Origin of the sequence: Alteromonas sp. DY56-G5 (genome assembly GCF_041414725.1) — a bacterium.
In the GTDB taxonomy this organism is placed as follows: Bacteria; Pseudomonadota; Gammaproteobacteria; order Enterobacterales; family Alteromonadaceae; genus Alteromonas; species Alteromonas macleodii.
On sequence record NZ_JANHZQ010000015.1, the window covers coordinates 77,743 to 96,571 of the forward strand.

At 43.6% G+C, this 18,829-nt stretch carries 21 protein-coding genes and 1 pseudogene; 16 read left to right on the forward strand and 6 right to left on the reverse strand.

The features are described 5' to 3' along the window. Window positions 1-18 precede the first annotated feature (18 nt). Window positions 19-513 carry a hypothetical protein gene (locus NO989_RS09740; RefSeq protein ID WP_156086126.1) on the reverse strand — a complete coding sequence of 165 codons (495 nt, stop codon included), beginning with the start codon at window positions 511-513 and terminating at the stop codon, window positions 19-21. A 388-nt stretch (window positions 514-901) separates the two neighbouring features. On the opposite strand from NO989_RS09740, the gene rpsP reads away from it, so the two are divergent. The 5 genes from rpsP to NO989_RS09765 all read left to right on the forward strand — a co-directional run bounded on the left by rpsP (window position 902) and on the right by NO989_RS09765 (window position 3,597). After that, complete coding sequence (gene rpsP, locus NO989_RS09745; protein WP_014948832.1) at window positions 902-1,153, forward strand: 30S ribosomal protein S16; 252 nt, start codon at window positions 902-904, stop codon at window positions 1,151-1,153. 23 nt (window positions 1,154-1,176) lie between these two features. Further along, window positions 1,177-1,698 carry a ribosome maturation factor RimM gene (gene rimM / locus NO989_RS09750; RefSeq protein WP_156086127.1) on the forward strand — a complete coding sequence of 174 codons (522 nt, stop codon included), beginning with the start codon at window positions 1,177-1,179 and terminating at the stop codon, window positions 1,696-1,698. Continuing rightward, the gene (trmD, locus tag NO989_RS09755) at window positions 1,699-2,460 is read left to right on the forward strand and encodes a tRNA (guanosine(37)-N1)-methyltransferase TrmD (protein ID WP_014948834.1); all 762 of its coding nucleotides are present in this window, start codon (window positions 1,699-1,701) and stop codon (window positions 2,458-2,460) included. Between the two features lie 18 nt (window positions 2,461-2,478). Then, entirely contained in the window at window positions 2,479-2,838 is a 360-nt protein-coding gene (gene rplS, locus NO989_RS09760; RefSeq protein WP_024015986.1) for a 50S ribosomal protein L19, read from the forward strand. 129 nt (window positions 2,839-2,967) lie between these two features. Next, window positions 2,968-3,597, forward strand: a complete 630-nt coding sequence (locus tag NO989_RS09765; protein WP_061485219.1) for a trimeric intracellular cation channel family protein — start codon at window positions 2,968-2,970, stop codon at window positions 3,595-3,597. 97 nt (window positions 3,598-3,694) lie between these two features. On the opposite strand, the gene NO989_RS09770 is transcribed toward NO989_RS09765, so the two are convergent. Next, window positions 3,695-4,411: an enoyl-CoA hydratase/isomerase family protein gene (locus NO989_RS09770; RefSeq protein ID WP_061485220.1), complete on the reverse strand. Its 717-nt coding sequence runs from the start codon at window positions 4,409-4,411 to the stop codon at window positions 3,695-3,697. 429 nt (window positions 4,412-4,840) lie between these two features. On the opposite strand from NO989_RS09770, the gene NO989_RS09775 reads away from it, so the two are divergent. The 7 genes from NO989_RS09775 (at window position 4,841) to NO989_RS09805 (ending at window position 11,963) form a co-directional block, all read left to right on the forward strand. Continuing rightward, the gene (locus tag NO989_RS09775) at window positions 4,841-5,929 is read left to right on the forward strand and encodes a 3-deoxy-7-phosphoheptulonate synthase (protein ID WP_061485222.1); all 1,089 of its coding nucleotides are present in this window, start codon (window positions 4,841-4,843) and stop codon (window positions 5,927-5,929) included. 75 nt (window positions 5,930-6,004) lie between these two features. Further along, window positions 6,005-7,159 (forward strand): bifunctional chorismate mutase/prephenate dehydrogenase, encoded by a 1,155-nt coding sequence (gene tyrA, locus NO989_RS09780; RefSeq protein ID WP_061094610.1) that lies wholly within the window; start codon window positions 6,005-6,007, stop codon window positions 7,157-7,159. Between the two features lie 45 nt (window positions 7,160-7,204). Continuing rightward, a complete protein-coding gene (locus tag NO989_RS09785) occupies window positions 7,205-8,494 on the forward strand; it encodes a pepsin-like aspartic protease (RefSeq protein ID WP_061485224.1) in 1,290 nt (429 codons plus the stop codon). A gap of 29 nt (window positions 8,495-8,523) precedes the next feature. Further along, window positions 8,524-9,306 (forward strand): SAM-dependent methyltransferase, encoded by a 783-nt coding sequence (locus tag NO989_RS09790; protein ID WP_156086129.1) that lies wholly within the window; start codon window positions 8,524-8,526, stop codon window positions 9,304-9,306. Beyond that, window positions 9,294-9,806: a GNAT family N-acetyltransferase gene (locus tag NO989_RS09795; RefSeq protein ID WP_061485228.1), complete on the forward strand. Its 513-nt coding sequence runs from the start codon at window positions 9,294-9,296 to the stop codon at window positions 9,804-9,806. Before NO989_RS09790 ends, NO989_RS09795 begins: the two co-directional genes overlap by 13 nt. Window positions 9,807-9,971: 165 nt before the next feature. After that, entirely contained in the window at window positions 9,972-10,184 is a 213-nt protein-coding gene (locus tag NO989_RS09800) for a hypothetical protein (RefSeq protein ID WP_061485230.1), read from the forward strand. 15 nt (window positions 10,185-10,199) lie between these two features. Beyond that, window positions 10,200-11,963, forward strand: a complete 1,764-nt coding sequence (locus tag NO989_RS09805) for a GGDEF domain-containing protein (protein WP_231506439.1) — start codon at window positions 10,200-10,202, stop codon at window positions 11,961-11,963. 42 nt (window positions 11,964-12,005) lie between these two features. Here the strand turns inward: NO989_RS09805 and pheA are convergent, their stop codons facing one another. The 3 genes from pheA to yciH all read right to left on the reverse strand — a co-directional run bounded on the left by pheA (window position 12,006) and on the right by yciH (window position 14,738). Then, window positions 12,006-13,259 (reverse strand): prephenate dehydratase, encoded by a 1,254-nt coding sequence (gene pheA, locus NO989_RS09810; RefSeq protein WP_197044398.1) that lies wholly within the window; start codon window positions 13,257-13,259, stop codon window positions 12,006-12,008. A 282-nt stretch (window positions 13,260-13,541) separates the two neighbouring features. Next, window positions 13,542-14,342, reverse strand: coding sequence for a response regulator (locus tag NO989_RS09815; RefSeq protein ID WP_014948846.1), 801 nt, complete (start codon window positions 14,340-14,342; stop codon window positions 13,542-13,544). Between the two features lie 63 nt (window positions 14,343-14,405). Beyond that, on the reverse strand, window positions 14,406-14,738 hold the full coding sequence (yciH, locus tag NO989_RS09820; RefSeq protein ID WP_014948847.1) for a stress response translation initiation inhibitor YciH: 333 nt from the start codon (window positions 14,736-14,738) through the stop codon (window positions 14,406-14,408). 171 nt (window positions 14,739-14,909) lie between these two features. Between yciH and NO989_RS09825 the strand changes: the two genes are divergently transcribed. From NO989_RS09825 to NO989_RS09840, 4 genes are all read left to right on the forward strand, one after another. Then, window positions 14,910-15,215, forward strand: a complete 306-nt coding sequence (locus NO989_RS09825) for an STAS domain-containing protein (RefSeq protein WP_014948848.1) — start codon at window positions 14,910-14,912, stop codon at window positions 15,213-15,215. A 43-nt stretch (window positions 15,216-15,258) separates the two neighbouring features. Then, window positions 15,259-16,935 (forward strand): SpoIIE family protein phosphatase, encoded by a 1,677-nt coding sequence (locus NO989_RS09830; protein ID WP_371342444.1) that lies wholly within the window; start codon window positions 15,259-15,261, stop codon window positions 16,933-16,935. 250 nt (window positions 16,936-17,185) lie between these two features. Beyond that, a complete protein-coding gene (locus NO989_RS09835; RefSeq protein WP_014948851.1) occupies window positions 17,186-17,626 on the forward strand; it encodes a TerB family tellurite resistance protein in 441 nt (146 codons plus the stop codon). Between the two features lie 181 nt (window positions 17,627-17,807). Further along, window positions 17,808-18,026 (forward strand): hypothetical protein, encoded by a 219-nt coding sequence (locus tag NO989_RS09840; protein ID WP_371342445.1) that lies wholly within the window; start codon window positions 17,808-17,810, stop codon window positions 18,024-18,026. Window positions 18,027-18,046: 20 nt separating this feature from the next. On the opposite strand, the pseudogene NO989_RS09845 reads toward NO989_RS09840, so the two are convergent. Continuing rightward, window positions 18,047-18,829 (reverse strand): annotated as a pseudogene (locus tag NO989_RS09845) (IS256 family transposase); the annotation flags it as partial.

Sequence of the window (18,829 nt, forward strand, 5' to 3'; positions counted from 1 at the left end):
TGAAAGAAGCAAGTACTTTTAAACTGTACCTTCCTTGCATTGTTCAAGGCGTAAATCTCCCACCGATTTTGGGTATTCAACACGGGTTGTAACGATGTCTGAAACAGGGACGCCAGAATCCGTTTCTTGGAGCCATACTTTCATATCGTGATGGTCACGAGATTGGTTGAGCGAGTAACGCTTGCCGCCTTCTAAGTTTACATCTAGCCTAACTATCGCCTCGCGAGTGGTACCATCAGGCAGGTCAGTGTTTACGACACTGGCTTGAACAAATAGAACATGCTCTCCCGGCTCAACATCCCGAAGAACTAACGCACCGTTAGGGCGTTGGTTAAAACACATCAACTTTACGTACTCTCGCTTATTGTCAAAGGCTTCTCCGCGGTTAGCGAAAAAGTCTATACGAGCTTCATTGGGTTGGACTTCTGCTTGTTGTGTGACCATATCTGTAGCGGATGAACACGTGAAAAGTGGAGCAATTGATGTAGCGAGTATGAGTGATGATAATTTCATTCGAATAATCCTTCTTCGTGATCCATTTACTGAAGCCTTTGATTAACAAATGCGCCAGAGAAAAACTAAAATCCAGTTAACTGCCATCCTTTAAACTGCATATGGCTTAAGTTTTTTATCCACACTAAATTCTAGTGCTACGTTAACAATACACCACCAGATGTTATTTTAAAGAAACTTACGAAAGATCATGCATGTGTATTTGCGTTCTTAGGCCATCACCTACTTACGGGAGCGATATTGAACTAAACAAAGGATAAATCAGGTTTTTACTTGCATTGAGTGGTGATATCCGTATAATTCGGCGGCCTTCTAATTGGTGTCTAATTTTTAGACGTTGGTTGAAGGCTTAAGTTAACGGTAACGCTACAACGAGTTTGAGGCATTTATGGTTACTATTCGTTTACAGCGTGGTGGCGCGAAAAAGCGTCCATTTTATCAACTAGTGGTGGCTGATAGCCGTCGTGCAAGAAACGGTCGTTTCATTGAAAACATCGGTTTCTTCAACCCAACTGCACAAGGTCAAGCGGAACGTCTTCGCGTAGATCTAGAGCGTGTTGAATACTGGGTTGGTGTAGGCGCGAGCTTATCAGATCGCGTTTCTAGCTTGGTAAAAGAAGCGAAAAAATCTGCAGCGTAAGCTGTTATTAACTGGTGGTATAGATGAGTCTAGCGTCTGACAAAGTGATTGTTGGCAAAATTGGCGCACCGTACGGTGTTAAAGGTTGGGTCAAAATCAACAGCTATACAGAAACGCCAGAAGGTATTTTTGATTACGCGCCATGGTTTCTTGGCGATGAAAAAGAATACCAAATTGACCAGTGGCGACCGCACGGTAAAAGCCTCGTTGCAAAAATTGTGGGCGTTGATAGTCGAGATGATGCTGAGCGCATCAAAAACTTGGATATCAACATAAATGCTTCACAGCTGCCTGATTTAGGCGACGAAGGGGTTTATTGGCGTGAGCTCACCGGCATGAAAGTAGTAACAACGCAAGGTTACGACTTGGGTGTGGTGAAAGAAGTGTTTAATACAGGTGCTAACGACGTGATTCACGTTAAAGCGAATGTAGGCGATGCTTTTGGTCAAAAAGAAAGACTATTACCTTTTGTGTTCGACGAAGTCGTACAAGAGGTGGATAAGGAAGCGAAGGTCATTAAAGTTGACTGGGACCCGGAGTTTTAAGTGACACCGGAAAAGTGGTTCGGCGTTGTTAGCCTGTTTCCAGATATGTTTGCCCCTTTTACCCAACAGGGTGTTATAGGTCGAGCAGTTAAGTCTGGAACGTTATCGGTTGACACCTTCAACCCCCGTGACTTTACACATGATCGCCATCGTACAGTAGACGATCGCCCCTACGGAGGCGGACCCGGTATGCTGATGATGGTAAAACCGCTAACCGACGCAATACAAGCTGCCAAAAAAGTTGGTGGCGAAAAAAGTAAGGTGATCTACTTATCACCACAAGGGAAACCCCTTGACCAAGCAGGCGTACAGCGACTTGCAAACATTGACCGCACAATTTTAATTTGCGGTCGATATGAAGGCATCGACGAGCGAGTAATCGAAAGCCATGTAGATGAAGAAGTCTCTATTGGTGATTACGTGCTAAGCGGCGGTGAACTGCCAGCAATGGTTCTTATGGACGCGGTTGCTCGATTAGTTCCTGGCGTGTTGGGGCATAAAGCCTCAGCAGTTGAAGATTCTTTCACTGACGGTCTTTTGGATTGTCCGCACTATACGCGGCCCGAAATACTCGATGGTCAAAAGGTACCTGATGTGTTGTTAAGTGGGGACCATGAAAAAATTAGGCAGTGGCGATTGATGCAATCATTAGGTAGAACCTGGCAGCGTCGCCCTGAATTGTTAAATCACCTAGCTCTGACTGAGGAGCAGCAGCGTTTGCTTGAATTATTCCAAGCGCAACTGCAGCAAGATGACAGTTAACTAGGACGAGAGGATATGATGAGCAAAGTCAGTCAAGATATCATCAAAAAAATCGAAGAAGCACAGCTAAAGACTGATGTTCCTGCGTTTGGTCCAGGTGACACAGTAGTTGTTAAAGTTCGCGTTACCGAAGGTGACAAAGAGCGTCTTCAGGCTTATGAAGGTGTTGTTATCGCTAAACGTAACCGTGGTCTGCACTCGTCTTTTACCGTGCGTAAAATTTCTAGCGGCGAAGGCGTTGAGCGTGTGTTCCAAACACACAGCCCGGCAGTTTCTTCAATTGAAGTGAAACGTCGCGGTGCGGTTCGTCGTGCTAAGCTTTACTATCTACGTGAGCGTTCAGGTAAATCTGCACGTATCAAAGAGAAGCTTAACTAAGATTACTAATCCTTGCGTTATTGTTAACTTCGAAAAAGCCCGCTTTAAGCGGGCTTTTTTGTGCCTGAAATTCGATCCATTCAACTTGTTTTTTAATACAAACATTAAGGTTTCTTAATAGAGAGAAGGATGAGTACAGAATACTTTATCGTGTTAGGCATTGTTGGCGTCGCATTTTTTGCTGTATCGGGCGCATTACTGGGGCATGACAAAAGTATCAATGGGTTTGGCATCGTCGTTGTCGGCGTGATGACAGCCCTTGGCGGAGGTACTTTAAGAGACCTCCTATTAGGAAAACCTATTTTCTGGGTAGAAACCTCAGAGTATCTACTAGCAACCTATTCAGCTATATTCGCGACAGTCTTATTCATTCGCTACATGCCTTCACCTTCCAATTTTTACTTTATACTTATCGACACCATAGGGCTTGCTATTTTTAATGTCATAGGCATCGAGAAAGCACTTATTAGTGGAACCGGAATGATTGTCGCCTTAACGATGGGCATGACAACCGGTATCTTTGGGGGCTTGATGCGCGATGTGGTTTGCAGAGAAGTACCTTACGTTATGCGCGGAGATGTTTATGCGAGTGCATGTTTTGCAGGTGGTCTCACTTACGCCGCCTTGTTTGCCCTAGATATCCCTTACATTTGGTGCATTTTAGGTTCTATCTCTGTAACAGTTTTACTAAGAATTGCATCGTTGCATTGGGGGGTTAAAGTCGATCTTTTTAGGAAGAGAACACCAAGGCCTAACTAACAGTGTAGAGTCCAACATCGATATGCCCGTGAAGAGTCTTATTAGCAGATGTCGGTGAAGCGTCTTAAGTGACGCTCCACCATAGCACCTATTATTGTTATGCCATGAGTGAAAGCGATTCTATTAACGGTTTATTCTCGTTATCGATAGTGTGGATGATATGTTTATGTAGACGCTTTTTGTGTTCGCCAAAAATACCACGCTTTTTATCAAAGGTCTTAGCGTAGTTCAGCGCACCTTCCATCAAGCTTTCTTGTGTATCGTACGCCTTCTCTACCACGTGATCTTGCTCTAATTCTTTACCAGACACTCGCCTTCCGGAAAGCTTCATTTCATTAAATCTGTAATACGGCATCGCTTTTTTAACAAACTCAATCATACCGGGCAGAAAGGGGATTGATAAATCTACTTCAGGGAAACAGAAGAAGCCTTTGTCTGCGCGCATAAATCTGAAGTCACAAGCGCACGCCAAAATTGCTCCGTTTCCGAAGGCGTGTCCGTTGATTGCAGCAATAACGGGAAGAGGGAACAGAAGCAGCGCTTTAAACACGTCATCCATACCGTACATAAATTGCTTTATTTCCTCAGTGCGAGCTGCTTTCATTGCTGGCATTAGCCAGTCTGTGTCTATACCTAGACTAAAGCATTTCTCATCATTTGATGTGATCACTAGTGCTTTACAGCTTTCATTACTTTTAATGGTATTTAACGCTGAAAGCATCTCCTTTGCGAAGAGAGGATTGTGGCGGTTCTCTCCATTTTGCATGGTTAGCATGGCGACGTCGCCAGTGTAGGTTAGGGCTAAATTTTGCATTGTATTCTCATTATTATTCCATTGTCGCAATGATACAAAATCCTGACAATAAATGAGAAATTTAGCTTATTTATGTTGGTCAATTACGTCATTAAATTCGTGGATCATTTGAAAACGTAAGGACGGGATGTCACTACAAAGCGTTTGACTAATGAGGTAATTCGGAACAAGCCTCACTGTCGGTTAAAAATTGTGCTATCTCTATGCACTATTGCCATTCAGTCATGCTCATTCGCTTCGAATCTACCCTAGATTAAAGTATTATTCGTTATTACTTGCGCGATTACGCTTGAGTTGCTAAAAAGTCAATGACGTTAAAGAAATATAGAAAAAGCTAGTTGTACAATAAAGTTTACACGCAGATTGCACACTCTTTTGGCGTTTAATGTTCCGTTTTTTATTTGTAGTTAAGAGAGTAAGAGAGCTCCCATGATCAAGGACACCGTAAATAATGTTCACGTAAGTACCGAAGATGTACTTATAACCCCTGAAGCGCTTAGTGCTGAATTGCCTGTGTCAGACAAAGCGTTAGCGGCTATCTCTGAGTCTAGAAAGATTGTTTCAGATATCATTCATCGTCGCGACCATAGATTGCTTGTAGTGTGTGGACCATGTTCTATACACGACGTTGAAGCCGCGAAAGAGTACGCACTTAAGCTTAAAGAGCTTCATGAATCATGCAAAGACACGCTATTTATCGTTATGCGTGTGTACTTCGAAAAGCCGCGTACCACAACAGGTTGGAAAGGTTTAATTAACGACCCGCATATCGACGGTACATTTGATATTGAAACCGGTCTTCGTAAGGCAAGAGAGTTGTTAATTTGGCTTGCAGAATTAGAGCTGCCTGTTGCAACAGAAGCACTAGATCCAATTAGTCCGCAATATCTTGCAGAGCTATTTAGCTGGGCTGCTATCGGTGCGCGTACCTCTGAATCGCAAACCCACCGTGAAATGGCCAGCGGCCTGTCTATGCCTGTAGGATTCAAAAATGGTACAGATGGAAGCCTAGATATTGCCATAAACGCCCTTAAATCGGCCGCATCGGGTCACCGCTTTATGGGAATCAATAAGCAAGGCCAGGTAAGTATTATCGGGACCAGCGGTAATCCAGATGGCCACATTATTTTGCGCGGTGGAAAGCAGCCTAACTACGACTCGGTTTGCGTATCAGAGTGCGAGATTGAGTTGCAGGATGCTGGTTTAACAGCGGGCTTAGTAGTAGATTGCAGCCATGCAAACTCTTCAAAAGATTATCGCCGTCAGCCATTGGTTGCACAGAACGTGGTCAATCAAATTCTAGAAGGCAATCAGTCTATCATTGGCGTTATGTTGGAAAGTCACTTGAAATCGGGTAATCAAAAAGCTGAAGGTAAAAAGCCAGAAGAACTTGAGTATGGTGTTTCAATTACAGACGGATGTATTGATTGGGAAACAACAGAGAACTTAATATCTCAAACCAGAGATAAATTAATAACTGTGTTACCCTTACGCCAAAATAAGCGCACGGTGGCATAAATCCAAGCAACGCCTAAAGTGGCAAGAAAAATTTGCCACTAAGCCCCGTGCCATTTGATTCAAGGATAAGACAGAATGGCCGATTTATCGCAGCACTTAAAAAAGTTAGATACGCTGCGTGAAGGTATCGACGAGCTGGATACCCAGCTTGTCGAATTACTCGCAAAACGCAATCAAATTACAACCCAGGTCGGTCAGATTAAGGCTGAAGCTGGTATGCCCGTTTATGTACCAGAGCGTGAAAAAGCGTTGATCGCCTCCCGCCGTGCTCAGGCAGAAGCACTTGGGGTTTCGCCCGATCTCACCGAAGACTTATTACGTCGAGTAATGCGAGAGTCTTATCACACGCAAAACAACAAATATCGCTGTGTGAAACCTGATGTCGACAACGTTGTTGTAATTGGTGGAGCAGGGGCACTTGGCCGTGTGTTTGTGAGCTTGTTCGAACGAAGTAATTACAACGTTTCAGTTGTGGAAAAAGACGACTGGGAAAGTGGTATAGCAACATCGTTATTAAGCTGTGCTTCACTGGTTGTTGTTGCAGTGCCTATTAATCTAACCGAAGCCGTGATTAGCAAGCTTACTATGCTGCCAGAGGATTGCGTGCTTGCAGATATAACCAGTATTAAAGCTAAGCCACTTGAGGCGATGCTTGCCGCACACAATGGTCCGGTTGTTGGACTGCACCCCATGTTTGGTCCTGACGCGCCTGGCATGATTAAACAGGTAGTGGTAGTGTGCGACGGACGTGGCAGTGAGAAATACAGTTGGCTCATTGAGCAAATGCGAATTTGGGGTGCTACCATTCACGACTCCAGCGCACAAGAACATGACCAAGCCATGGCTTACATTCAGGTAATGCGTCACTTCAACACGTTTGTGTACGGGCAGCACCTAAAAGGTGAAGATCCCAATCTTGAATCACTCACCATGTTTAGCTCACCTATTTATCGCTTAGAACTCGCGATGGTAGGTCGACTGTTCGCTCAGTCACCACAGCTATACGCAGATATTATCTTTAATAACCCCGACAATTTCGCGCTTCTACGCCGCTTTTATGAACGTTTTGGGATTGCATTGTCATTACTTGAGAATGGCGATAAAAAAGGGTTTGTCGAACAGTTTATGAAAGTCGGCGCGTGGTTCGGAGACTATGCGAAGAAGTGCTTGGTAGACAGCAAACAGATGCTGTTAAAAGCGGACGATGGTCAGCTTTTAAGAGATAAGTAGTTCTAACAGACTGTTAAGAGCCAAAGCTAATTTAAGGTAGCCAACGTGACTCGCTCTCTTCGTTTGCCAATTACCAATATTTTCGCTGATGGCGGCTATAGTGTGAGAGCACATGTAGGCGCGCATCAGCAAGCAGTTCATCTGATTCTAGATACGGGAAGCGCTACGCTTGCTTTGGGCCACGCGCACTATCATGTAGAAAAAGATAATTATGTTGAGTTTACCTACTACTCTCAATCCATAAAATATGCAGAAGGCAGTTGGCACGGCCCTGTGGTCAAAACGACAGTGCACCTTGGCATTTTTGGTCATAGTGTGACGCTACCTCAAACTTTCGTCGCGATTGCAAAAGAGCCAAATTCGCCCGAACAACCTTGCTTCAAGAAAGCTGACGGAATTATGGGGTTGGCGTATCAACCACTAAATCACGCTTATCGCTACTGTGATGAAACCAAAGAAAAACTAAGTGAGCATGACTTTTATAGTGCTTTACTCTCGGATTCTGTAGAAACTGAACAAGCTGAACTAAACGTAGATAAGCCGATTGCCACAACGTTGCCCAGCTATTTTTCATATCTTGAGCAACAACATATAACAGCGAATAAGTTTGCGTTCTGGTTGCATCGTTCAAGCATTTATAACGTCGACGGCAACTGCCTTACCGCTGCGCTAGCTCATCGAACAAATCATGGGCTATTTGTGGTTGGTGAACCCCTATTTCACAAAGACTTATATTCGCCTCCTTTGTTGAATGCGAAAGTGCTTCACGACAAGTTTTATAACGTCACGTTGAAAGCTATAGAGTGCGAGGGTGTGGCCACTAATGCGCCTGTGTTGAAAGCTTCCGATCAAGCTCGCTGGTGTTCAAATGCTATTGTCGATACAGGTGCTACTGTCATAGGCTTACCAGAGTCGCTGTATGATGATGTGATGGGTCAGATTCACGCGTGCGTTGGAAATGCCGATGTGTTGCTCGCGCCATTCACGGCTTTTTCGTTACAAGAGCAAGGTATTCCATTAACGGAATTAGATCTTACAAAATGGCCAACGCTAACGTTTATACTTGAGGGGGAAGACGGGGAAGACATAGCACTAAAGCTTCCTCCTGAAGCATATTGGCAGATACACGCACCGTCATATAACTTTGCGTCCTTTAAAATCTTTCCCTTAAAACACTGGCCAAATCAAACTATTCTGGGGCTTCCGCTGATTTCTCAATACTATACAATTTTTGACAGAGCAAGAGGTGAATATGGCGTGGTGTCCTTCGCACACAAAGTCACTGCTGGCCAAATAGTTGAAACACTAAAGCAGATTTTTAAAAATAATAACTGACATCAAATAAGAACAATAAGGGAATTTTAATGCAGCGGGGTAGTTTGGTTTGCGTGGGAACTGGCATGATGGTTGGCGCGCACATGTCGCCAATATGTCAAAGTCATATAGAACAGGCCGACGTCGTATTTGTATGCGTAGCCGAACACTATATGGAAGCGTGGATCACGTCTTTAAACAATAATACCGTCAATCTTCAATCATTCTATGAAGATGGAAAAGACCGTCACGAAACGTATGCTCAGATGACTAATGCGATGCTAAATAAGGTGGAACAAGGTCAAAAAGTTGTTGGGGCGTTTTACGGTCACCCCAGTGTATTTGCAAAAGCGCCGCTAGACGCAGTAAACAGAGCCAAACAAAAAGGCTTCGAAGCATACATGCTACCTGGTATTTCCGCGGAATCGTGCCTGTATGCTGATTTGGGCGTCGACCCTGGGGCAGTTGGTTGCCAGCATTATGAAGCCAACCAATTCCTTAAATTCAAACGGGAAATAGATACCGCTGCATACTTAATTTTATGGCAAGTGGGTGTTGTCGGCGACTTTTCAAGCGCTGTATATACTTCAACGCCGCTTCAGCGAAAAAAGCTCACAGATAAATTACTGTCAATTTATAACGCCGAGGACACTGCTATTTTGTACGAAGCAGCAACGTTACCTATTGAAGATTTCAGAGCAGAAAGTATTGCTATTGCCGACTTGCATGAACACGAAATTAATCAACATACAACGCTGGTTATTCCACCGGTAAAAACACTAAAGCTTGATGATACTGACTACTCCACAAATAGTAATTTATGCAATTCGTAACGCATCGTTTTACTTGCGAACTGCTTGATGATAAGTGGGCTGCAGAGGCGGCAGCGCTGTATCAAGATGAGAAAGTAATGCGGTTAATTGGCACGCCCCTGACTAAAGCCGAAAGTGAGCGAGTGACTAGTGGATTCATTGAAGCAAACCGTCAGCCTTGGCCAACGCAGAAAGTCTGGGTAATAACTTGCAATTACACAAAAGCATTTTGCGGTATTCAGATGTTACGTAAACATACTCACAAGAATAGCGCAGAGATTGGCATAATGTTAGCTCGAAAGATGAATGGCAAAGGGGCTGCTCGGGAAGCGATGGGAGCCTTGGTTGACTACGGTATTTCACATGTAAATCTCGACCGCATCGTTGCTCAGTTCCAAATACGCCATTTGGCAACACGGCGATTAGTTACTCAATTGGGCTTTGTTAAGAAAAACGACAGTTTATCAATGGGAAGCAAAAGCGAACTAACAACCTATACTTTTGAACGCCTTTGTAACTGAGTTATCGTCAACCGAACGATTAACCATAAGTTGCCCTTAAACGCGACGCGTGTGTCCACTCGCACTGGTATTATATGTCAAAAAGACTATACGTAATTGATTAACATCCCATCAATTTGTTGATAATCTAGTATTAACTAAAAATTATAAGCTGAATACACACTCATGAAGGCGCTAAAAGAATTACTAGCAATTGCACAAGATGCATCTAAACAACGCAACTCAGACATTATTGCTCAGTTCAAAGCTGATCACGCTGATGAACTTTCAAAAGACAAAGAAAAAATGTGGTGTCTTTTGATGCCAGAAGACGAAGAGCAAGAAGCGCCAGGAGATGCACCAGACAGTGGCGAAAAGAACCAAGCTTCAATCCACTAACCGTGATAGTTGAAAATGCTGGCTAGACTATTAATAGGGGCGTTACTTTGCCCCTTTTTCATATTTCCGCTTTCTGCTGACGAAATTGATCAGCAGTTAGTGCGCGCTGATGCACTTCGCAGTCAAGACGTGGAGGCGTTTCGTACGTCATTGTCTGCTCTCAGTAATAAATCAGCCTCCTTCTCACCGGCCCAAGTCCAATACTTTAACTATCTCAATGCTTATAGTTTATCGTATTCAGGAAAACTCATAGAGGCAGTTCCGCTTTATGAAAGTGTTTTTCAAAGTGCTTCAGATAAATCGTTACAACTACGAGCCAAAAATTCAATTCTCAACAACTACGCGTTAGTTCGGGATTTTCCCAAAGCACTTCAGCAAATTCCTGATATTGTTCCTCTACTTTCGTTAGCGAAAGATAAAGATAAGCACCTTTCAATTTTGACGATTGCGCTTTTTTATAATCAGTTGGAGGAGTTTGAGCAGAGTTTGCAGTACAGTGCTCGCGTAATTGGACAAGAGCTTTCTTCCCGCAATGCGTGTCTGGCTCACAATCTGCGTAGTGAGTCGCTGCATAATTTAGGACGACTTGACCGAGAAACGCTAAATACAACCATTGAGGTATGTAATGCGAGTAAAGAGCCAATCGCTCTGAATCTAGCAAAATTATGGCTTGCTCAACTGATGTTAGCATCGCCAGACAGTATCGCAGGGGCGTTAGACGCCTTACTTGCTATCCAAGCAGATGTTGAAAGTACTAACTATCCACGATTAACGTCAGAGTACTATACAGCGCTAGCACAAGCCTATTTTGCCAATAAGCTCTTTCATAACGCACAGGAGAGTGCGCTTAAAGGCGCGGAGCTTGCAAAAGGCATGGGATATTCAAAACCCAGAAAAACGGCATATTATATACTGTACCAGTCGGCAATAGAGAAAGGGGATAATGCACAAGCATTAGATGCATTCATTCAATACGCTGAGGCTGATAAAGCGTACCTTGATGAGTACAACGTTAAGCAAATGGCGATTCAACAGGCTAAGTTCGATAACCTCGAGAAGAATATCGAAATTCAGCTACTGGACAAAGAGAATAGCCTACTGAAAGCACAAGCAGCACTTTCCCGAGAAGAAAAGCAAAATCACAGGCTGTTGATAACATTGCTTGCTTCCACCACGATACTTGTCCTTATGTGGGCAATAATAAATCGTAAGTTACATGCAGCACTTAGGGAAAAGGCGCAAACTGACTCGTTAACAAAAGTGGCGAACCGTCACTATTTTACTGAGTTGGCATCGAAAGCGCTTGATCGAATGTCAGAGCAGCAGGACGTATTATCTTTTGTAATTTTCGACCTTGATCACTTTAAGTCAGTTAACGATAGCTACGGCCATCCAACAGGCGATTGGGTATTAAAAGCAGTAGTTAACGCGGTGAGGAAACACTGCAGAAAAGAAGATGTTTTCGGGCGCTTAGGTGGTGAGGAGTTCGGCCTACTATTACCAGGGTGTAATGAGAAAAAAGCAAAAGAAATAGCGGAAAGTATGCGCAATAGTATCCGTCAAATTGATACAGCTGAAAGCGGTTTTACCTTCGATATTTCAGCAAGCTTTGGTATCTCCAGCACTGCGTCATCAAAGTATCAATTCGAGGCGCTGTATGCCAATGCCGATGAAGCTTTGTATGGCAGTAAAAAGCATGGCCGCAACAGAGTTTCTGTCTTCCAGGTTAATGGTGAAAGTGACGTTGGTAATGTTGGGCAAGCCTTTCAGCCTGCCTAAACATTACAACGAAAGAAAGTAAACAATGGGGCGTGTGCTGGCTTAATCAGCCAGTGCACTCGCCGCGGCCACTTTGGTCGGGCTAATTTCTTCGCTTGGATAGCAGCCCAATACTTTGATGTAGCGGGTAATACCACGCAATGCATCAAGGGCATTTTGTACAGGGCCATCTTCTACGTTGCCTTCTACATCAATGTAGAACATCTCTTCCCATGGATTACCTGGAATAGGACGCGATTCAAGCTTCGTCATATTGATGCTGTTCTCTCGTAGCACCAACAAGGCCTCTACAAGTGCACCTGGCTTTTGGATGGTAGACATAACAAGTGTTGTTTTAGCAGGAACTTGAAGTGGAACCACTACTGGGTTGCGCGCAACAACGATAAAACGGCTATGGTTTTCTTTTTGGTTTGCTAAGTTACTCTTTATTGCCATTAGGCCGTACAAGTTACCACCCGCTTCGCTGCCTATTGCGGCTACGTCATCGCGTTTAAGCTCACTAACTGTCAACATGGCAGACGAGGTGCTGTCCATGGTTTTCACTTCTACGTTCCCTAGTTCTGCTAAGAAATGGCTACACTGAGTGAACACTTGAGGGTGAGCGTAAAGCGTTTTGATTTTATCGATACTGGTGTTGGCTCCCACTAACAATGTATGGCGGATAGGGTGGGTGAGTTCACCAATAATACTAAGTTGGGTATGCTGTAGTTGGTCATACACTTCATTGATACTGCCAGACGTCGTGTTCTCAATAGGCAATACCGCGTAATCGGCTTCTGTACTTTCAACTTTGTGAATAATTTCTGCAAAGCTCTGACAGCCAATTTCCAGCAATTCGCCTGGGCGACGAGAGAAGTACTTTTGAGTTGCTAGATAAGAGTAAGAGCCCTTGTCGCCCAAGAATGCCACTCGGTTTAAGGGCAATGTACTGCCAGGGTTAGCGCGTTCAGCAAGCATAGCCTGCTGGTTTAAAACAGAGTCTTCAATAATAACGTGGAAAATTTGTGTCACATAATGAGGGTCTAAGCCGATGTTTTGGCCTTCTTTTATTAGGCGCACCAATAGCTGTTCTTCTCGCTTTTGATCTCTCACAGGAATGTGATGCTTTATTTTCGTCTCAGCCACTTCGTTGGTTAACTTTCTGCGTTCTGAGAGTAAAGTAAGTAATTCACTGTCTAAAGCGGTAATCCGCTCTCTAACAGTATCTAATGCATTGTCTGACATATCATTCCCGTGCGTATCGTATAAGAAAATTCTGCTAAAAAAAAACCTCCCGGTTGGGAGGTTTTCATGCATGTAGCCGCGCCTCCCTAGTTAAAGGATGTAAACGCAAAAAAGAAAAGTGCTACGTGCATAGTATTCTGTTTCATAGGTTTGAATGTATGTTGAACGCCTATGTGTGTCAACCCATTTTTACAAATTGAATAGTTGTTTTTAATGTGGAGGGCTTGAAAAAGTGATTAAAATGCGCTTTTGGCTTTATAAAAAGCCAAACGGTTAGGGCATGAAGCGTTGGCAGGTGCCGAAAATAAGCACCGGCCGCTGGGTAATTTGAGAACGTCGTTTATATTTTAACGCTTAGTTACCTAATAGTGCTGAAAGCATTTGTCTTACTTCGTTGGGCTCAAAAGGCTTATCGCATAGCGCGTTCACACCTGTTTGCTGAATATTAGCCATATGTGCACTGTCAGCTGACTCTGACGTTACCATGATAATCGGTATATGTGTGGTTTCTGGATTAAAGCGGATAAATTCCGATAGTTCCCTGCCATCCATTTCGGGCATATTGTAGTCGGTAACCACGAGGTCAAAAGGTTCATCTTTTATATAAGTTAGCGCCATTGCGCCATTCTCAGCTTCTTTTATGCGTTGAAGTCCCATGCCTTCTAGTACGCGTCGAATATGATTACGCGCTAATTTACTGTCATCAACAAGTAGTACGCGAACGTCGTGTACGTCAAATAGTTCTAATTCTAGTTCATCGTGGTTAATTAGGTCTAAGCTTGCGTTTAACGCACGAGACAAGTGAAGTGGTTCAAATGGTTTAGGAAGAATTGCCGCAACACCCGCCTGCTTAAACTCTTCTAGTTTGCTTAAACGATTTTCACTGGAAACCAACATGAAGGGGATTGTTTTAAATGCGTCGTCTTCTTTGATGAATTTAAGTAGTTCTAGTGCGGTTCCATCTTCGTAGTACATCGCGCTTACGATTAGGTCAGCACCGTGCGCTTTTACCGCTGAACGAGCTTCGGAAAGGGTACTGACGGGGTCAATTTCCTTTACGTGCTCTTTTAACAACAAAGTGGTGATGATCTTTCTTTGTGTGTCAGAAGGCTCAACTAAAATAATGTGTAGATCAGAAATTGACAGCTTTTCCATTTCAGACTCTTTTTGTTATATGTTTATGAAAAAGTGAGAGCTCGCTAGCTGGCTAGCGTTACATTAGCCCCCAGCAAGCTTAACTTTATACCCTTTATCGGTCAGTAGTGTGCGGAGCTTTTCCCTGTCATCAGTTTGTACTTCAATGACACCGTCTTTCACTGCGCCGCCGCAACCACATTTTTTCTTTAGCTCAGAGCCTAGTTTTTTCAGCTCATCAGACGCGAGGTCTAATCCCTTAATCAGAGACACCCCTTTTCCTTTGCGACCTTTAGTTTCCCTGTGAATACGAACAACGCCGTCAGAAGACACCGAACGCGCTTGCTCTTTTGGCTCAGGCTTTATTTTGCCGCTTTCAGTACTATAGACCAAAAGGGCGTCTTGCCAGTCTTGCATACATACCTCAATAAATTGCGTCTTTCCATCTAAATGGCGATAAAAAAAGCATTACCATACGAAAGTTTAAGATGACTTTCGTGGCGATGTGTAAAAGTTCAACTAGTATAAGAATAGCAAAGTTAAAAGCATGTGATGAAGCATTTCTGCTTACATTTTTAAGGAGCGAATATGGAAATAACGTCGAGCTATCAAAATCAAGGGAAAGTACTAGTGGTAGATGTAGGCACTAAGTTTGACTTTAGTAAGGTAGAAGACTTCAGAAACGCCTATGGCGAACTGGGCGCCGATGTCTCTCACATCACCGTAGATTTATCGCGTACTGAATACATGGATAGCTCTGCCTTAGGTATGTTGTTAAACATGCAAAAGACACTCGCTGAAAGAGAATTAACCTACAGTATCGAAAATGCCCGTCCTCAGGTTGCTAAAATCCTGAAAATATCTCGATTCGATAAAAAGTTCGACATTAAGTAAGAAAAGCAAGTCGCTAAATTAACATTTTATCGAAGAGACATACGTGAAGATCCTCATTGTTGACGACGAGGCTATCAACCGTACATTGCTTACTAACATGCTTTATAACGCAGGCTATAAAGAGTGTATCGAAGCGGTGGATGGTGTTGAAGCTATCAAAAAATTTACGCACGAAAAACCCGACTTGGTTTTGTTGGATGTTGTGATGCCTGGGCTCAGTGGTTTTGACGTTGCACCCAAAATACGCAAGCTTGCGAAAGGGCCGTATCTACCTATTCTTTTTATCACCGCTTTAGAAGATAAAGAAAGCTTAGTGAGGTGTCTGGAAGTTGGCGGGAACGACTTTGCCACAAAGCCCTTCGACCGACACATTCTAATTGCCAAAATTCGAGCCCACTTAAAAATACGTGCTTTGAGTGAACACATAGAACAGCAAAATAAAGCACTTCGATTATTCAATCAAAGAGTGGCGAGAGAGCACGCCATTGTGGAACATATTTTTAGCCACGCTATTGTCAATCGACCCGAGGTAATGGCGCATTTCGACTGCTTCCTAAAGCCAGCTGAAACCTTTAATGGCGACCTCTTTCTATGCGAATCAAGCCCTAGTGGTGGTATTTATTTTGTGGTGGGAGATTTTACAGGTCATGGTTTGGCGTCAGCAATTGGTGCGTTGCCTGTAACCCGAGCCTTTCAGGAACTCAGCCAGCAAGGGGTATCTATTTCTGAGATTATTTCAGAGTTAAATCAAATTTTAATTAAGTTTCTACCAAGTGACATGTTTATGGCCGCAGTGGTGGGCGAAATTAACGCGGGGGGCAATAGAATAAACTTATGGCAGGGGGGAATGCCGGCTGTCATTGTTCCTGCGAAAACTGATTTAGCACTGCGCTGCATTCCCTCACGTCACATGGCATTAGGGATCCTGGATGAGCATGAACTCAACACCGATTGCGATACCATTCAACTAGGGTGCAATGAACAGCTTGTAATTTGTAGCGACGGGCTAATTGAGAGTACTAATCAAGCGGGAGAAATGCTTCTTGAGGAAGGCTTAGTAAGAATAGTAAAAGAGCAAATGCAGACGCATGGGAAAATAGAATCCAATTCACTTTTTCTTAAGGCTAAAGAGCATTGCGCAGCCTCTTCATTTCACGATGATGTCACGCTAGTCGTGTTTACCTCTCAACCCATTAAAACGCCCGTATCACCAAAGATGGATTTTGGATTGCCATCGGTGCATGAAGTTGCGCTTGACGCACAACATTTGAAACAGCCTGATATTCTTCAACGCGTGCTACAGCTTGCGGGGCAATGTGAGGGCATTCAAGCGGTGCGTTCGATAATTTATACTGTGTTGTCGGAACTGTTTAATAATGCGTTAGAGCATGGGATCTTGAAACTCGACTCAAAACTCAAAGCTGATAGTACAGGGTTCCATCAATATTACGAAAGCCGCGAGGCTTCGCTAAAAGCGCTTAGTCACGGGCGAATTAATATTCGGATAGAGTCTTTGCCCCTTAAAGGTAAGGTGCTGATAGCGGTTGAAGATAGTGGTGAAGGCTTTGAGTGGAATAAGGCAAGTACGGTAGGCCGGCGTCATTCCGTTCATGACAAATGCTTTGGACGTGGGCTCCCTTTGCTTCACGCGCTGTGCGAACGAGTGTGGTTCGAAAATGGCGGGAGTAAAGTGATTTGCTTACTTGATACTAAAATTTAGGCGCCTTTAGAAAATATCTTTACGGGCAAAATGTTCATATTCATGTTTTTCTGAGGGCTTTAAACTCTCACTTTGCAGCTCTAGTCGCTGAGTACAGTTTACATAGACTTGCTTGCTTAGTCATCGCTGTAAATCTGTCCATCTAATCCAGCAATTAATCGAATTTAGCTTTTACCGAGTAAAAGTTTTATCGATACTCAAATTTCATTAACCGCGGGCGTTTCTGCGGTGACACAAGAAGTAGGGCCCCATGCTGAAATCATTTCTTAAACTTTTCGAAGACACGCATAAGCGCACAGAGCCAACGTATACCGTTGAATTGGCGACTGCTGCATTACTTAGTGAAATTGTAAACGCTGATAATGAAGTAACGGATAGCGAGAGAAGTGAATACGAGAAACAGCTCAGAAAGCATGTAAACATAGATGAGGAAGCGATGTCGTTGTTGCTTGAAAGAGGACAAGAGACGGCTGACGATTCAATTGACTTAGTGCGTTTTACTCAAGTACTAAATAAACACTGCAGCGCTGATGAGAAAAGAGATGTGATAAAGAGCCTCTGGGCTATTGCTTACGCGGATGAATCTTTAGCGCCTCTTGAAGAGAGTACTATTCGTCAAATAGCTGATTTATTGTACGTTCCCCATAGCCAATACATTAAAACTAAACTTGAAGTAGTTGAAAGGACATAGCGTTCATCATCACTCAGTTAGTCTTTTTTGTCTTAGCTAAAAAAATGGATTCAAATTTAGCGACCTGTACCTTACTATTGTGAACAAATAATAATAAAAGCTTAGCGGTGACAGTGCTGTTTCAGAGCCTATGGCATCACTTGCTTACAACAGCTTGCAGTACTGAAGTAAGGGTAGTTGAGTGTTTAGAACGTTGAAAATCCCAATTGGGCTTGTCATTGCATTGACGATGTCGGTGCTGGCGCTCTCTGTGGTAATTGTTAATAAATTAGAACACAACGCTTCTGTGGTGGATGTGGTTAAAGGCAATACCGCGACGTTAAGTAACGCTTTGTCGCTGCAGTTATCGGTTGTCATGGAGCGAAGTCCCGGTGATAACGCAGTATTTTCGAGCCTGTAACAGATTCTGTGTAACTGCCATTAGTTAATATGCTTTTCGAGGCGTTCCTCGAACTCGATAATAAAACGACTCATCGCCTGACGCCAGTTTTGAATCGGCATCGACCATTTCTTACTGGCGTCTCTTATTGCTAGATATACCATTTTTCTTGCTGAATCATCGCTGGGGAAGACTTTCCGTTTCTTGATGGCTTTTCGGATAACACTGTTCAGAGATTCAATGGCGTTGGTGGTGTAAATTGCCCTGCGGATATCCTCTGGGTAGTTGAACAAGGTATTGAGATTGTGCCAGTGCGTACGCCATGACTTGCTAATTTGAGGATACTGACCGTCCCATGTTTCAGCAAATCGTTCTAGTTCAAGCAGTGCCTCATCTTCTGTTGCTGAGCGGTATACGCGCTTTAAGTCTGCTGTGACAGCTTTGTAGTCCTTCCACGATACGTATTTAAGTGAGTTACGCACCATGTGTACGATACACAGTTGAATATGCGTTTGCGGGAACACAGTATTAATCGCATCAGGGAAGCCTTTGAGACCATCCACACAGGCGATGAGGATGTCTTCTACGCCGCGCTGCTGAAGTTCGGTTAGCACGTTTAGCCAGAACTTAGCGCCTTCATTCTCGGCTATTCACATGCCCATCAACTCTTTGTGGCCTTCGGTATTGATGCCCAAGGCCAGGAAGATAGATTTGTTGATGATGCGCTTATCCTGGCGTATTTTCACCACGATACAGTCGAGGTAAACAATCGGGTAAATGGCATCTAACGGGCGCGACTGCCATTCCACAACTTGCTCGATAAC

Bases quoted from the DNA above. Each gene is read 5' to 3' on its own strand.
- NO989_RS09740 (WP_156086126.1), bottom strand. From the start codon at position 513: ATGAAATTATCATCACTCATACTCGCTACATCAATTGCTCCACTTTTC.
- rpsP (WP_014948832.1), top strand. From the start codon at position 902: ATGGTTACTATTCGTTTACAGCGTGGTGGCGCGAAAAAGCGTCCATTT.
- rimM (WP_156086127.1), top strand. From the start codon at position 1,177: ATGAGTCTAGCGTCTGACAAAGTGATTGTTGGCAAAATTGGCGCACCG.
- rplS (WP_024015986.1), top strand. From the start codon at position 2,479: ATGAGCAAAGTCAGTCAAGATATCATCAAAAAAATCGAAGAAGCACAG.
- NO989_RS09765 (WP_061485219.1), top strand. From the start codon at position 2,968: ATGAGTACAGAATACTTTATCGTGTTAGGCATTGTTGGCGTCGCATTT.
- NO989_RS09770 (WP_061485220.1), bottom strand. From the start codon at position 4,411: ATGCAAAATTTAGCCCTAACCTACACTGGCGACGTCGCCATGCTAACC.
- NO989_RS09775 (WP_061485222.1), top strand. From the start codon at position 4,841: ATGATCAAGGACACCGTAAATAATGTTCACGTAAGTACCGAAGATGTA.
- tyrA (WP_061094610.1), top strand. From the start codon at position 6,005: ATGGCCGATTTATCGCAGCACTTAAAAAAGTTAGATACGCTGCGTGAA.
- NO989_RS09790 (WP_156086129.1), top strand. From the start codon at position 8,524: ATGCAGCGGGGTAGTTTGGTTTGCGTGGGAACTGGCATGATGGTTGGC.
- NO989_RS09795 (WP_061485228.1), top strand. From the start codon at position 9,294: ATGCAATTCGTAACGCATCGTTTTACTTGCGAACTGCTTGATGATAAG.
- NO989_RS09800 (WP_061485230.1), top strand. From the start codon at position 9,972: ATGAAGGCGCTAAAAGAATTACTAGCAATTGCACAAGATGCATCTAAA.
- NO989_RS09805 (WP_231506439.1), top strand. From the start codon at position 10,200: ATGCTGGCTAGACTATTAATAGGGGCGTTACTTTGCCCCTTTTTCATA.
- pheA (WP_197044398.1), bottom strand. From the start codon at position 13,259: ATGCATGAAAACCTCCCAACCGGGAGGTTTTTTTTTAGCAGAATTTTC.
- NO989_RS09815 (WP_014948846.1), bottom strand. From the start codon at position 14,342: ATGGAAAAGCTGTCAATTTCTGATCTACACATTATTTTAGTTGAGCCT.
- yciH (WP_014948847.1), bottom strand. From the start codon at position 14,738: ATGCAAGACTGGCAAGACGCCCTTTTGGTCTATAGTACTGAAAGCGGC.
- NO989_RS09825 (WP_014948848.1), top strand. From the start codon at position 14,910: ATGGAAATAACGTCGAGCTATCAAAATCAAGGGAAAGTACTAGTGGTA.
- NO989_RS09835 (WP_014948851.1), top strand. From the start codon at position 17,186: ATGCTGAAATCATTTCTTAAACTTTTCGAAGACACGCATAAGCGCACA.